The organism is Dyella soli, assembly GCF_054482295.1.
In genome coordinates this window covers 115,220-129,881 of sequence record NZ_JBTFFU010000003.1, presented here as the reverse complement: position 1 = coordinate 129,881, position 14,662 = coordinate 115,220, and the positions used below count along the sequence as shown (strand labels likewise).

The following is a 14,662-nucleotide window of genomic DNA, read 5'->3' as shown; positions in this document are numbered from 1 at the left end:
TCAGCATGTTAGCGCCATCGCGTCAGCAACGTCAGCCGATGGTTCGGCAACGGGCTGCTAATTCAGGCAAGTACGACAGGCATTTCGGCGGGGCGCTACTTGCCGATGCAGAACGAACTGAAGATGGCACCGAGCAGATCGTCGCTGCTGTAGGTGCCGGTGATTTCGCCGAGCGCGTGCTGGGCCTGGCGCAATTCCTCCGCGGCAAGTTCGCCGGCGCGCGTGCCACGCAGCACGTGGTCGGTGCCGTCGAGGTGCGTGGCCACCTGTTGCAGCGCCACTACGTGGCGACGGCGCGCACTGAAGGCGCCTTCGCCGCTGCCGGCACCCGCCAGCTGCTTGAGGTGTTCGCGCAAGGCGCCGAGGCCGGCACCGGTTTTGGCCGAGGCCCACACCCAGATCGAGTCGTCGCGCGTCTCGTAACGGGCGCCGGCGTGTTCGAGGTCGATCTTGTTGACCAGCACCAGCCGTTCGACGCTGGCGGGGAGGTCCGCGAGCAGGGCGAGGTCATGCTCGGCATGCGGCGTATCGGTGACCAGCAGGGCCACGTCCGCGCGGGCCAGTTCGCCGTGCGCGCGGCGCACGCCTTCGCGTTCCACCGGATCGTCGGTTTCGCGCAGGCCGGCGGTATCGGCCAGTTCCAGTGCGATGCCATCGAGGCTGAGCTGCTCGCGCAACACGTCGCGCGTGGTGCCCGCGATCTCGGTGACGATGGCGCGGTCGCTGCCGGCCAGCGCATTGAGCAGGCTCGACTTGCCTGCGTTTGGACGTCCAATGATGGCCACGCGCAGGCCGTCATTGAGGCGCACGCCCCGCTCGGCCTCGCGCAGCAGCACCGCAAGTTGCGCGCGCAGCTCGTCGAGCTGTCCCTGGATCGCCGGATCGGCGAGGAAATCGATTTCCTCCTCGGGAAAGTCGATGGCCGCTTCGATGTGAACGCGCAAGGCTATCAAGGCCTGCAGCAACGCGTGCACCCGGCGCGAGAATGCGCCTTCCATCGAGCGCAGTGCAGCGCGCGCGCCAGCCTGCGAGCGCGCCGCTATCAGGTCGGCGACCGCCTCGGCCTGGGCGAGGTCGAGCTTGCCGTTGAGGAAGGCGCGTTCGGTGAATTCGCCCGGGCGCGCGAGGCGCGCACCCAGGGCGCACACGCGGCGCAGCAGTGCATCGAGCAGTACGGGGCTGCCATGGCCTTGCAGTTCCAGCACGTGCTCGCCGGTGTAGGAGGCCGGTGCCGGAAAGTACAGCAGCAGGCCGCGATCGATCAGCTGGCCGTCGCGCTCGCGAAACGCCGTGAAGTGGGCGTGGCGCGGCGCGGGGTCGCGTCCCAGCAACTCGCAGGCAATGCCCGGGACGGCCGGACCCGAGACGCGCAGCACGCCGACGCCGGCGGCCCCGGGGGCGCTGGCGATGGCGGCGATGGTGTCGGTGTGGGTCATGGCATCGATTATGGCGGTTGCGAGGCTGGCCAAGGAAAGCGCCAGGCCGGTACGCCGTCGTTCCCGTAAAAGCGCGGACGACGAAGGTCGTGGCGTGGGGCCCGGACAAGAAAAAGGCCGCGTCAGCGGCCTTTTTCCCCGGATGCCCGTGCCCGTCAGGCGGTCTTGGCTTTCTCTTCCGCGCGTTCGACGCTGCGCGTGATCAGCCACTGCTGGGCCAGGCTGGTGGCGCCGTTGACGGCCCAGTACAGCACCAGGCCGGCCGGGAAGAACAGGAACATGAAGCCGAACACCACCGGCATCACCTTCATCATCTTCTGCTGCGCCGGATCCATGCCCGCCGCCGACGGCGACAACCACTGCGTGGCCAGCATCACCAGGATGTAGATCACCGGCAGCACGAACAGCGGGTCGGGCGCCGACAAGTCATGGATCCAGCCGAAGAACGGCGAGTGGCGCAGCTCCACGCTTTCCATCAGCACGCGGTACAGGCCGAAGAACACCGGCATGGTCACCAGCACCGGCAGGCAGCCCGACATCGGGTTGACCTTCTCCTTCTTGTACAGCTCCATCATGGCCTGCTGCATCTTCACCTTGTCGTCGCCATAGCGCTCCTTGAGCGCGGTGACGCGAGGCTGCAGCTTGCGCATCTTGGCGCCCGAGCGGAACTGCGCGGCGGTGAGCTTCCACAGCGCGGCCTTCAGGCCCAGCACCAGCAGGATGATCGCCACGCCCCAGTTGCCGCTGATCGCATGCAGCTGCGACAGCAGCCAGTGCAAGGGCTGCGCGACCACGGTGAGCCAGCCGTAATTGGTGGTCAGGTCCAGGCCCGGCGCCACCTGTTCCAGCGTGCCCAGCAGCTTCGGACCGACGTACATGCGCGAACCGGTGGTCACTGCCTGGCCCGGGGCCACGCTGAGCGACGGACCCACGGCGCGGATCAGGTAGATCGGCTGTGCCGTGTCCGGATTGATCACGCTGGTGGTGTAGGTGTTCGGGTCCTGTGCGCCCGGAATCCACGCCACGAAGAAGTAATGCTGGAGCATCGAGGCCCAGCCGCCGGTGATCGCGTGGTTCAGCGGCTTCTTCTGGAAGTCGGCGAACGGCAACGTGGTGAGCTTGTCGTCCGGGCTGTACCACGCGGCGCCGTAAAAGCTGTGCGAGGACGGATCGCTGAAGTTCTGCCACCAGGTCTTCTGCTGCGCCGGCGCGACGCGCTGCAGCTGCTCGTAGGCGTTGCCCTGCCAGGCCGTGCTGCCGCCGTTCTCGATCTTCTGCTCCATGCCAACGACGTAGCTGCCACGCTTGAGCGCGAACGTCTTGGTGACCTTCAGGCCCGCGGCATCGGCCCAACTGAGGTCGACCTTCAGTTCGTCCTGGCCCTGGGCGAGGGCGTAGCTGGTCTGCGCGACCTGGAACACGGCGCGGTGATCGGGCGCTGCGCCCTGGTTGCTCACCAGGCCGCTCTGCGCCACGAAGTACTGCGCGCGCTCGTCATCGAGCAGGCGTACCGGCGCCGGGTCGGGATCCTTCTTGGTGCGCGGCACGGAGGGGTAGCCGAGCAGCTCCGAGCGCACGATGGTGCCGCCGCGTGTATCGATGGTGAGGCGGAGCAGGTCGGTGGTCACGGTGACCAGCTGCGCCGAAGCCTCCTGGGCGGAGCCCGGCACGGCAGCCGGCGCGCTCGATCCGGTAGCACCAGGCACGCTGCCGTCGGCACTGGCCGGCGCGGCAACGGTGGACGCGGCGGCGACGGCGGCGGACGGCGGCGGGGCGTAGTCCTTCTCCCAGGCCATGAACAACAGGTAGGCCACGGCCAACAGGGCGAAGATGAGGAACGTGCGCGTTTGATTCATCGCGGAGCAGATCCGGTGGATGCCGCGACGCCGGGTCGCGGAGGACGAAGGGGATTAAAGGTCAACGCGCGATTGTGCCGGCCGTGTCGCCCGGCTTCAATGCGGCGTCTACTTTGACGGTGCGCAGTTTCTTCCACAGCAGCTGGAGTTCGTCGAGCAGCTCGGGGCCCGGCAGGCCGGAGGCCTGCTCGCGCGCCATCACCATGAGGTCGATGGGCGGAAGCTCAAGGCGGGCTCGCCGGAAGGATTCGCGCACCAGGCGCTTGATGCGGTTGCGTTCCACCGCGCGCTTGGACACGCGCTTGGAAATGGCCAGGCCCAGGCGCGGGTGGCCCAGGCCATTGGCCTGATAACGCACAGAAAAACAGCGGCCGCCGAAGCGGCCGCTGGCATGACGCAGAGCGGCGAAATCACCGGCGCGGCGGAGCCGCGCCTCGCGCGGCAGGCCGGCGGCACGCATGACAGGCGTGCCGTTTACGGGATCAGGCGCTTGCGACCCTTGGCGCGACGCGCGTTCAGGATCTTGCGGCCGTCGGCCGTCGCCATGCGGGCGCGGAAGCCGTGGGTACGGGCGCGCTTGAGCTTGCTGGGTTGGAAGGTTCGCTTCGACATGGCTTCGTCCGAAGTTAAAGTGATAAAAAGGTTGGAAATTATGCGGAGTATTGGTAGCCGCTGTCAAATCGGGTCGATTTGGGCTTGACAACAGGGCTGTTGGTTTCCTGTGGATATCCGTGTGGATATCCATGCCATGCAGGGGGTTTCGTGCTGCTAGACTTCCCGGTCCACCCCGCGCGAAAGCGCTCCTTCCAGTGGTTGAAGAGTATCCATGAGTGACCTGTGGCGGCGCTGTCTCGAGCGTCTCGAGGGCGAATTGAACGCCGAAGACCTGCACACCTGGCTGATGCCACTGCAGGCGCGTGACGACACCCATGGCCTGCAGTTGTTCGCACCCAACCCATACACCCTCGATACGGTGCGCGAGCGTTACCTAGCACGCATCGAGACGGTGATCAGCCAGCTTACCGGCCATGAACTGACCGTCCGCCTGGAGGTGGGTTCGAACTCGCCCCGCGCCAATGCCAGCGGCAAGGTTGCCCCGCCGCCTGCCGCACCGGCGAAGGCCGCCGCCCCCGTGGTCGAAGTGGCGGCGCCCAGCTTCAACCACAACCTGGACCCGCACTACACCTTCGAAACCTTCGTCGAAGGCAAGTCGAACCAGCTGGGCAAGGCCGCTGCCATGCAGGTGGCGATGAACCCTGGCCGCGCCTATAACCCGCTGCTGCTGTACGGCGGCACCGGTCTGGGCAAGACGCATCTGATGCATGCCACCGGCAACCTGATGCGCGAGCGCAATCCGGACTTCAAGGTGCTGTACCTGCGCTCGGAACAGTTCGTCGGCTCGATGATCGAGGCGCTGCGCACCAAGAGCATGGACGAGTTCAAGCGCCGCTTCCGCTCGGTGGATGCGCTGCTCATCGACGACATCCAGTTCTTCGCCGGCAAGGACACCACGCAGGAAGAGTTTTTCCACACCTTCAACGCGCTGTTCGAGTCCAAGCAGCAAATCATCCTCACCTGCGACCGTTATCCCAAGGAAGTGGACAAGCTCGAGCCACGCCTGAAGTCGCGCCTCGGCTGGGGCCTGTCGGTGGCGATCGAGCCACCGGATTTCGAGACGCGCGCGGCGATCCTGCTGTCCAAGGCCCACGACAAGGGCGTGGCGGTGAGCGAGAACGTGGCGATGCTGCTGGCCAAGCGCATCCGCTCCAACGTGCGCGACCTCGAGGGTGCGCTCAACACGCTGGCGGCGCGTGCCAACTTCTATGGCAAGCCCATCACCATCGATTTCGCCGAGGAAACCCTGCGCGACCTGCTGGCCACGCACGCCCAGGCGGTGACCGTGCCGAACATCCAGAAGATCGTGGCCGACTACTACCAGGTGCGTCTGCAGGATCTGCTGTCCAAGCGCCGCGTGCGTTCGTTGGCGCGCCCGCGCCAGATCGCCATGTCGCTGTCCAAGGAACTCACCGAGCACAGCCTGCCGGAAATCGGCGATGCATTCGGCGGTCGTGACCACACCACCGTGCTGCACGCCTGCCGCACGATCAAGAAGCTGTGCGAAACCGACACCCGCATGCGGCAGGACTGGGAACAGTTGATCCGCATCCTCACCGGCTAAACAGCGCCTGTGCACTAAGCGCTTGAAAAGTAGTGTGGCAAGCTGTGGATAATAGGTGGACGATTCGGGTGGCGAAGTTATCCACAATTGCCCCACAGTCATCCGGCCCTTTCGGACACAACGTGAAAATCACCTAACACGATGATTTTCATGGGTTTTTGCAATTTAAAAAGTTATCCACGCCACCTACCACCACTACAGAACTTCTTTTAAAAACAGAAAAGCAGGTTTAGGGGAAGCGAAATCATGCAATTCAGCATCCAACGAGAAGCGCTGCTCAAACCGTTGCAGCAGGTCGTGGGCGTCGTCGAACGCCGCCAGACCCTGCCGGTACTCGCCAACCTGCTGGTCAAGGTCGCCGACGGAAAAGTGTCGATGACCGGAACCGACCTGGAAGTGGAAATGGTGGCCACGACCGAAGCTGAGAAGCTGGTCGACGGTGAAATAACCATTCCCGCCCGCAAGCTGTTCGACATCGTGCGTGCACTGCCGGACGGCGCCCGCATCGAGTTGAAGCTCAACGGCGACCGCGTCGCGCTCAACGCCGGGCGCAGCCGGTTCACGCTGGCCACCTTGCCAGCCACCGAGTTCCCGACCATCGACGAAATCGAACTGGTCGAACGGGTGTCGTTGCCGGAAGAAGTCCTGCGCGACCTGATGGAGCGCACGGCGTTCGCCATGGCCAACCAGGACGTGCGCTACTACCTCAACGGCATGTTGCTCGACCTGCAGGAACACACGCTGCGTTGCGTAGCCACCGACGGTCACCGTCTGGCGCTCAAGGAAACCAAGCTTGAAAGCAAGGTATCCGCGCGTCGCCAGATCATCATTCCGCGCAAGGGCGTGAACGAGCTGGTCGGATTGTTCGAAACCGGCGAAGGGCAGGTCGAGCTGGAATTCGGCCGCAATCACCTGCGCGTGCGTCGCGGCGACGTCGTGTTTACCTCGAAGCTGATCGACGGTCGCTTCCCGGATTACGAGGCCGTGATTCCGCTCGGCGCCGACAAGCATGCGACGCTGGATCGCGAAGTTCTGCGCGGTGCCCTCCAGCGTGCCGCCATCCTGTCCAACGAGAAGTACCGCGGCGTGAAGCTGGAGCTGTCCCCGGGCAAGCTGCGCATCGTCGCGCACAACCCCGAGCAGGAAGAGGCCGTGGAAGAGGTCGAGGCCGAGACGGTGGTGTCCGACCTGGCGGTGGGCTTCAACGTGGGTTACCTGCTGGACGCCCTGGCGGCATTGCGCGGTGAGCGCGCCCGCCTGAACCTGCGCGATGCCCAGTCCAGCTGCCTGGTGCAGGAAGACGACAACGATCAGGCCCGCCACGTGATCATGCCGCTGCGGCTCTGATGTCGGGCAGTCGTTTGCGCAGGCAGGGCAAGACCCTTTGCAACGCCGGAGCCGTCGACAGACGCTCCGGCGTTCTTGCATGGGGAGTCCGCTGAGATGTGGCTGGAAAGCCTGCGTATCCGGGGCTTGCGCTGCCTTGACGATGTGACTGTCCCGCTGGAACCCGGGATGACCGTTTTTGCCGGCCCGAACGGGGCCGGCAAGACCAGTCTGCTCGAGGCCGCATTTTTGCTGTCGCATGCGAGGTCGTTTCGCAGCGGGGCCAAGGACGCCCTGCTGAAGCGCGGCGAGAGTGCCTTGTCCGTGTTTGCGGAGTTGCGCCACGCCGACGGGCGAGGGCGCCGCGTTGGCCTGGGACGCCAGGGTAGCCGCTGGGAAGCCAGGATCGATGGCCAGGCCGCCACCCTGAGCGAATTGGTGGGCGAGTGTGCCGTGGTGTGCTTCGAGCCGGGATCGCACGCGCTGATCGCGGGCAGTGCCGAGGAGCGCCGCCGCTATCTGGATTGGGGCGTGTTCCACGTGGAACATGACTTCATGCCGGCCTGGCGCCGGTACCAGCGGGCGTTGAAGCAGCGAAATTCCCTGCTGCGCCAGCCGGTGCCGGTCGCCGAGGCCCTGTTCCTGCCCTGGGAGGCTGAATTGGCCAGCTCGGCGGCGCTCATCGACCAGCAGCGCGAGCTTTATCTCGCAGCCCTGCGCCCCCATCTTGAGGAAAGCATCCGGGCCTTGCTTCCCGAACTGGGCGCCGTGGAATTGCGCTACCGCCGTGGTTGGTCGGAAGACGTCGGCCTGGTCGACCTGCTGGCTAGCCAACGGGGCAGGGATCTGGCGCGCGGACATACCACGCTGGGTGCCCATCGGGCGGACTGGGCCATCGTGTTCGAGCACGCCCCTTTGCGCGAACATCTCTCACGTGGCCAGGAAAAGCTCACGGCCCTGGCCTGCGTGCTCGCCCAGGCCTCGCTTTACGCCGAACGGCGCGGCGAGTGGCCCGTGGTGTGCCTGGACGATATGGCTTCTGAACTGGACAGGGCGCATCAGGCGGCCCTGGTAGGCCAGCTGCGGGCCGTGGGCGCCCAGGTACTGGTGACCGGCACGGAGGTCCCAGAGGCGCTCCAGGGCGGTCCAGCACGAGTGTTCCACGTGGAACAGGGAATTCTCGGCCCCCTGCTATAATCGGTCGATTGTGTCCCCAGTCCGGCCTCTATGGCGCCGTCCGGGCGGGAAAAGGCGCCCAGGAAACGGTCGACGAATGAACGCATCCTACGATTCGAGCAACATCAAGGTTCTGAAAGGTCTGGAAGCGGTGCGCAAGCGCCCTGGCATGTACATCGGTGATACCGATGACGGCACCGGCCTGCATCACATGGTGTTCGAAGTCGTCGACAACTCCATTGACGAGGCCCTGGCCGGCTACTGCGACCATGTCACGGTCACCATCCTCGAGGATGGTTCGGTCAGCGTCACCGACAATGGCCGCGGCATCCCGGTGGACATCCACCCGGAAGAAGGGCGCTCCACCGCCGAAGTGGTGATGACCGTGCTGCACGCCGGCGGCAAGTTCGACGCCAACTCCTACAAGGTTTCCGGTGGCCTGCACGGCGTGGGCGTGTCCGTGGTCAATGCGCTCAGCTCGCACCTGTGGCTGACCATCTACCGCGAAGGCAAGGAATACCAGCAGGAATACGCCCACGGCGAGCCGCTGTACCCGATCAAGCCGGTCGCCGACTCCGGCAAGCGCGGCACCACCGTGCGCTTCCTGCCCAGCACCGGCACGTTTACCAACGTCGAGTTCCACTACGACATCCTGGCCAAGCGCCTGCGCGAGCTGGCGTTCCTCAACTCGGGCGTCACCATCGACCTGAAGGATGAGCGCGGGGAAGGGCGCAGCGACCGCTTTGCCTACGAGGGCGGCATCCGCTCGTTCGTGCAGCACCTGGCCCAGCTCAAGACTGCCCTGCATCCCAACGTGATCAGCCTGAGCGCCAACCAGGACGGTATTTCGGTGGAACTGGCGATGCAGTGGACCGACTCCTACCAGGAGACGATGTTCTGCTTCACCAACAACATCCCGCAGCGTGACGGCGGAACCCATCTCACCGGCTTCCGTGCGGCGCTGACGCGTTCGCTGCAGGGCTATATCGAGAAGGAAGGCCTGGCCAAGAACGCCAAGGTCGCGCTGTCCGGCGACGACATGCGCGAAGGCCTGATCGCCGTGCTATCGGTCAAGGTGCCCGATCCGAAGTTCTCCTCGCAGACCAAGGACAAGCTGGTCTCCTCCGAGGTGAAGACGGCGGTGGAGCAAGCGGTCAACGAGAAACTCGGCGAGTTCCTGCTGGAGCATCCGAACGAGGCCAAGGCGATCGCCTCCAAGGTGGTCGACGCGGCGCGTGCCCGCGAGGCCGCCCGCAAGGCGCGCGAGATGACCCGCCGCAAGGGCGCGCTGGACATCGCCGGCCTGCCGGGCAAGCTGGCGGACTGCCAGGAGAAGGATCCGGCGCTGTGCGAACTGTTCCTGGTCGAGGGTGACTCCGCAGGTGGCTCGGCCAAGCAGGGCCGCAACCGCAAGACCCAGGCCGTGCTGCCGTTGAAGGGCAAGATTCTCAACGTCGAGAAGGCGCGCTTCGACAAGATGCTCGCCTCCGCCGAAGTCGGCACGCTGATCACCGCGCTCGGCACCGGCATCGGCAAGGAGGAGTACAACCCCGACAAGCTGCGCTACCACCGCATCGTCATCATGACCGACGCGGACGTGGACGGCTCGCACATCCGCACCCTGCTGCTGACCTTCTTCTACCGCCAGATGCCCGAGCTGATCGAGCGCGGCCACGTCTATATCGGCCTGCCGCCGCTGTACAAGATCAAGCAGGGCAAGCAGGAGCTGTACCTGAAGGACGACGCGGCGCTCAACAGCTACCTCGTTTCCAGTGCGGTCGACGGCGCCGAGCTGACCTACAGCCCGGACGCGCCGGCCATTACCGGCGAGGCGCTGGAAAAGCTGTTGCGCGAGTACCAGGCGGCACTCGACCAGATCGAGCGCCTGGGACATCGCTTCGACGCTACCGTGCTCACGGCCCTGCTGGAGCACGCACCGATCGAGCCCGCGCTGTGGGCGGATGCAACCGCCATGCAGGGCTGGCTGGCCGCGGTGGAACTGCGCCTGGCCGCCAGTGGCCTGGGCAAGCCGCGTTACCGCCTGGCCCTGCGCCCGGCCGTCGAGGACCATCCGGCCGCGGTGGAAGTGGTGCGCGAACAGCACGGCCTCAGCCACACCTGGCTGCTCCCGCAGCCGTTCTTCGGCAGCGCCGAGTTCCGTTCCATCCTGCACGCCAGCCAGCAGCTTGCCGGCCTGGTGCAGAAGGACGCGGTGGTCCGCCGCGGCAACGGTTCGCGTGGCGTGCAGAGCTTCGCCGAGGCGCGCAACTGGCTGCTGGAAGAGGGCAAGAAGGGTCGCACCATCCAGCGCTTCAAGGGCCTGGGTGAAATGAACCCCGAGCAGCTGTGGGAAACCACCGTCAACCCGGAAACCCGCCGCATGCTGCAGGTGGGCATCGAGGACGCTTTCGCGGCCGACCAGATGTTCTCCATGCTGATGGGCGAGGCGGTGGAGCCGCGTCGCGACTTCATCGAGGCGAACGCGCTGAAGGTCGCCAACCTCGACATCTGACCGGCGCACCCGCGAGGGCAGCAGGCGACACGCCTGCCGCCCTCCTGACGCCCGTGGCGGCAGCGGTCGCGCGCTAATGCGTTAATGCATGGGCTCAAGCCCGGGCTGATCCTGCCGACACCTTTCCAGGCCGAAAAGTCATGCAGCAAGCGGCTGTTACGGCCAAAAACGGCAACCAGTCATCGCCGTATGGTTCAACTTATTGATTTTTAACAATCTTTGTTGTGGCGCTGCAACTTGTTATCTGCCTCCGAGTCAGGTTACGCTCAGCGATCCCCCCGCGCTCACAGCGCGAGATCCACCAACTGAGGACTGCCATGAAGCGTGTTCCCCTGATCAAGATGCTCGCCGGCACGGCGCTTGCGCTCGCTGTGGTGAGCAGCCCGGTCATCGCGCGTGACAGCACTTCCAAGGACAAGAAGGAAGTGCTCTACCCCAACGCGACTCGTACCGAGCCGAAGCTGGACCTGACCAGCGAGAAGGATCAGAAGGCCATCAACGAAGGCCTGGACGCGGTCAACGAGCAGGACAAGGCCAAGGCCGAGAAGCTGCTGCAGCCGGTCGTCGACGGCAGCAAGAGCAAGTACGCCCAGGCGCTCGCGCTGCAGGGCCTGGCCAACCTGCATTACCAGGACGGCGACATCAAGGGCGCCATCGGCCTGCTGAAGCGTTCGCTCGACAACGGCGTCATGCCGAACGACACCTACTTCCAGCTCGAGTACATGCTGGCCCAGTTCTACATGGCCGACGAGCAGTACCAGCCGGCGCTGGACACCATCACGAAGTGGCGCGCCGAAGGCCACAAGGAAACCGCCGAGTCGTATGCGCTCGAGGGCAATGCGAACTACCGTCTCGAGAAGTACCCGGCGGCCATCGCCGCCATCAAGAAGGCGCAGTCCCTGACGGACAAGCCGAATGACAGCTGGAACCAGATCCTGATGGCCAGCTATTCGGAGTCGGGCCAGAGCGACCAGGCTGGCCAGCTGGCGCAGCAGCAGCTCGCCGCCAATCCGAACGACACGACCGCCCTGAACAATGCCGTCGCCGTGCTGATGCAGTCGCAAAAGTACCCCGAAGCCATCGCGCTGATGGAAAAGGCCAAGGCCGCCGGTTCGTTCAAGGACGAGAAGAACTACATCAACCTGGCCAAGCTGTATCTGGTCACGGGCCAGGAAAGCGGTGACCCGAAGGCTCCGGCCACCAAGGCCATGGCGACCCTCGACGAGGGTTTCAGCAAGGGCGTGCTCAAGCCCTCGGCCGACAACTACATGCTGCTCGGTACCGCCGCCTTCATGGCGGAAGACAACGGCAAGGCGCTTGCCGCCTACCAGAAGGCCATCCCGCTGTCCAAGGACGGCGAGCCGCACATCCGCGCCGGCCAGCTGCTGATCGCCCAGAACAAGTACACCGAGGCCAAGGGCCTCATCCAGCAGGGCATCGACAAGGGCGTGCAGCACAAGGGCACGGCCTATATGTTGCTGGCCGAAGCGTGTCGTGGCTTGAAGGACAAGCCGGGCGCGATCGCAGCCATGGAGAAAGCGGCACAGGACCCCGAAACCTCAGCAAAAGCGAAGGCTTGGCTGAAGTCGCCGACAGTGAGCCAGTAAGGCAGCTTGCATGGCAACCGCGGGGTGGATGGACGTCCATTCAGAAGCCTCGCGGGACCTATACAAATGCCGTGTGCTGTTGTACCGTTGAAATCTTTCCGTGCTCTCGTCCAGTGGCAAATGTCATCCCTCCTTGGATCGATATTGCCACTAGGAACCGTGACCACGTCTCTTCGATTGATTAGCTCCAGATTAGTGACAGATGGCCTCAAGTAACGAAGCAACCGGCCAAGGGCCGTTCAATTGGAGGCGTACCTGGGCGCTGGCTGTTGCCATCGCGCTGCATGCGTTCGCGTTCCTGCTCCTGGTGGCGCCCATGGCCCCGCCGAAGCAGGCGCAGAAGGAAAAAGAACGCACGGTCCAGGTGAACTTTATCGAGCCGCCGCCGCCGCCGCCGCCACCGCCGCCGCCGCCGCCGGAGCCGCCGAAGCAGCCGCCGCCGAAGATCATTCAGCAGCTGCGGCCGCCGCCGACCCCGCCGCCGCCGACTCCGCCGCCGGCTGTCGAAGAGGCGTCGACCAACGCACGGCCTGCGCTGCCTCCGGCACCGCCGGCACCGCCGGCAGCGCCGTCGGACATCACGGCCAGCCAGGATCTGAGCTACAACAGTCAGATCAAGCCCAAGTTCCCGCCGCAGGCATTGCGCCAGCGACATGAGGGCACGGTGACGCTGTTGGTCCTGGTTGCGGTGGATGGCACGGTTAAGGACATCAAGGTCGAGTCGTCGAGTGGTTATCGCGAACTTGACCAGGCCGCTCAGGAAGCCGTACGTAAGTGGCGTTTCAATCCGACCATTAAAAACGGACAAAAGGTTGAAGGGTACGCTCGCGTACCGGTCAGCTTCAGTCTCAGTCAGCTGTAACTTACAGTTACGGTTAATCAGTTCACGCTTGACTTTCCAAGGGTAGCGTTATGTTCCAACAAACTCCTCCGGCCCCCACGGGCGGTACCACCAACGCCGAAGCCATGAAGTCGATGGGCTTCGACCATCTCATCCACAACTTCGATTTCCTTGGCTGGATCGTGTTCGTGGTGCTGACGGTGATGTCGTTTGCCTCCTGGTACTTCATCGTCGCCAACGCCATCCGCAACTCGATGGTTCGCGGTCGCGCCGACAAGGTCATCAATGGTTTCTGGTCGAATGGCTCGACCCAGGACGCCATCCGTGAGCTGGAAGCCCAGCCCAAGGGCGAACCGTTCTCGAAGATCGCCCTGGACGCCGCTTCGGCCGTGGCCCATCACCAGCAGGCTTCGGCCGGCGGTGGTCGCCTCGCCGAGTCGCTCAGCCGCTCCGAGTTCATCGACCGCGCCCTGCGCCAGGCCGTTGCTCGCGAGAGCCTGCGCCTGGAAGGCGGCCTGACCCTGCTCGCCACGGTTGGTTCGTCGGCGCCGTTCATCGGTCTGCTCGGTACCGTGTGGGGCATCTACCACGCGCTGATCCGCATCTCCGCGACGGGCAACGCCTCGATGGACGCGGTGGCCGGTCCGGTGGGTGAAGCTCTGATCATGACCGCCTTCGGTCTGTTCACCGCCATCCCGGCCGTGCTTGCCTACAACTTCTTCAACCGTTCGAATCGCCTGACCTACGCTCAGTTCGACGAGTTCGCGCACGACCTGCACGACTTCTTCGCCACCGGCGCCCGCGTCGAAGGCAAGTGAGGATCTGACCCATGGCAATGACCACTGGAGGCAATGCCGGCGGTCCGATGTCGGAAATCAACGTCACGCCGCTCGTCGACGTGATGCTGGTACTGCTGATCATCTTCATGATCACGGCACCGCTGATGTCCCATCGAATCACCGTGGAACTGCCGACTGCCAATCCGAAAGTTGCGGATACGGAGCCGGTGGAGCCGATGGACCTGGCCGTGAAGGCGGATGGCTCGATGTACCTTGATGACGCCGAAGTCACCGAGGCCGAACTCAAGTCCCGGTTTGCGGTTGCGGCGGCGAAAGTCCCGCAGCCGGAACTGCAGATCCGCGCGGACAAGACCACGGAATACAAGCTCGTGAAGAAGGTCCTGAGCAACGCCAAGGATCAGGGCATGGTCCATGTCGGTTTCATGACGACCGGCAAGGAGTAAGGGTCATGGCATTCAGTTCTGGAAGTGGCAAGGGGCCGATGGCTGACATCAACGTCACGCCGCTGGTCGACGTGATGCTGGTGCTGCTGATCATCTTCATGATCACCGCGCCGATGCTTACGCACAAAGTGAAGATCGATCTTCCGCAGCCGAACCCGAACGTGGTTCAGCCGGAGAATCCGCCGGATCCGATCCGTCTCAAGATCGACCAGTCGGGTGCGTTGTACTGGAACGATACGCCGGTCGACGAGCTGGGCCTGAAGGCTCAGATCGCGGTGATCGCTTCGCAGAGTAACCAGCCCGAACTGCAGATCAACGCAGACGACGGTGTGGCTTACGAGCATGTGGCCCGCGTGTTGGCCGATGCCAAGAGCTACGGTCTGACCAAGATCGGCTTCACCGAAGGTCAGTGATCCCGCAAGGGGTCACCGTAACACTACCCTTAGAACCCCCGCCTCGTGCGGGGGTTCTTTTTTTTGGGATCCG

At 64.5% G+C, this 14,662-nt stretch carries 13 protein-coding genes; 9 read left to right on the top strand and 4 right to left on the bottom strand.

The window, feature by feature from the left end; genetic code table 11:
- Window positions 1-95: 95 nt before the first annotated feature.
- The 4 genes from mnmE to rpmH form a co-directional block, all read right to left on the bottom strand.
- Window positions 96-1,436 (bottom strand): tRNA uridine-5-carboxymethylaminomethyl(34) synthesis GTPase MnmE, encoded by a 1,341-nt coding sequence (gene mnmE / locus ACXU4B_RS14890; RefSeq protein ID WP_131411111.1) that lies wholly within the window; start codon window positions 1,434-1,436, stop codon window positions 96-98.
- Between the two features lie 155 nt (window positions 1,437-1,591).
- The gene (yidC, locus tag ACXU4B_RS14885; RefSeq protein WP_131411113.1) at window positions 1,592-3,292 is read right to left on the bottom strand and encodes a membrane protein insertase YidC; all 1,701 of its coding nucleotides are present in this window, start codon (window positions 3,290-3,292) and stop codon (window positions 1,592-1,594) included.
- Window positions 3,293-3,353: 61 nt separating this feature from the next.
- Window positions 3,354-3,752 (bottom strand): ribonuclease P protein component, encoded by a 399-nt coding sequence (gene rnpA, locus ACXU4B_RS14880; RefSeq protein WP_131411115.1) that lies wholly within the window; start codon window positions 3,750-3,752, stop codon window positions 3,354-3,356.
- Between the two features lie 14 nt (window positions 3,753-3,766).
- Window positions 3,767-3,904 carry a 50S ribosomal protein L34 gene (gene rpmH, locus ACXU4B_RS14875; protein ID WP_019464789.1) on the bottom strand — a complete coding sequence of 46 codons (138 nt, stop codon included), beginning with the start codon at window positions 3,902-3,904 and terminating at the stop codon, window positions 3,767-3,769.
- 214 nt (window positions 3,905-4,118) lie between these two features.
- Here rpmH and dnaA point away from each other — a divergent pair, with 214 nt between their 5' ends.
- The 9 genes from dnaA to ACXU4B_RS14830 all read left to right on the top strand — a co-directional run bounded on the left by dnaA (window position 4,119) and on the right by ACXU4B_RS14830 (window position 14,589).
- The gene (gene dnaA, locus ACXU4B_RS14870) at window positions 4,119-5,471 is read left to right on the top strand and encodes a chromosomal replication initiator protein DnaA (protein WP_131411117.1); all 1,353 of its coding nucleotides are present in this window, start codon (window positions 4,119-4,121) and stop codon (window positions 5,469-5,471) included.
- Between the two features lie 246 nt (window positions 5,472-5,717).
- Window positions 5,718-6,818: a DNA polymerase III subunit beta gene (dnaN, locus tag ACXU4B_RS14865; protein WP_131411119.1), complete on the top strand. Its 1,101-nt coding sequence runs from the start codon at window positions 5,718-5,720 to the stop codon at window positions 6,816-6,818.
- A gap of 96 nt (window positions 6,819-6,914) precedes the next feature.
- A complete protein-coding gene (gene recF / locus ACXU4B_RS14860) occupies window positions 6,915-7,994 on the top strand; it encodes a DNA replication/repair protein RecF (RefSeq protein WP_131411121.1) in 1,080 nt (359 codons plus the stop codon).
- A 76-nt stretch (window positions 7,995-8,070) separates the two neighbouring features.
- A complete protein-coding gene (gene gyrB / locus ACXU4B_RS14855) occupies window positions 8,071-10,485 on the top strand; it encodes a DNA topoisomerase (ATP-hydrolyzing) subunit B (RefSeq protein ID WP_131411123.1) in 2,415 nt (804 codons plus the stop codon).
- Window positions 10,486-10,802: 317 nt separating this feature from the next.
- Complete coding sequence (locus ACXU4B_RS14850; protein ID WP_240734112.1) at window positions 10,803-12,092, top strand: tetratricopeptide repeat protein; 1,290 nt, start codon at window positions 10,803-10,805, stop codon at window positions 12,090-12,092.
- Between the two features lie 202 nt (window positions 12,093-12,294).
- Window positions 12,295-12,954: an energy transducer TonB gene (locus ACXU4B_RS14845; protein WP_131411125.1), complete on the top strand. Its 660-nt coding sequence runs from the start codon at window positions 12,295-12,297 to the stop codon at window positions 12,952-12,954.
- A 50-nt stretch (window positions 12,955-13,004) separates the two neighbouring features.
- Window positions 13,005-13,751 (top strand): MotA/TolQ/ExbB proton channel family protein, encoded by a 747-nt coding sequence (locus tag ACXU4B_RS14840; RefSeq protein WP_131411126.1) that lies wholly within the window; start codon window positions 13,005-13,007, stop codon window positions 13,749-13,751.
- 11 nt (window positions 13,752-13,762) lie between these two features.
- Complete coding sequence (locus ACXU4B_RS14835) at window positions 13,763-14,176, top strand: ExbD/TolR family protein (protein WP_131411128.1); 414 nt, start codon at window positions 13,763-13,765, stop codon at window positions 14,174-14,176.
- A gap of 5 nt (window positions 14,177-14,181) precedes the next feature.
- A complete protein-coding gene (locus ACXU4B_RS14830; RefSeq protein WP_131411130.1) occupies window positions 14,182-14,589 on the top strand; it encodes an ExbD/TolR family protein in 408 nt (135 codons plus the stop codon).
- Window positions 14,590-14,662 lie beyond the last annotated feature (73 nt).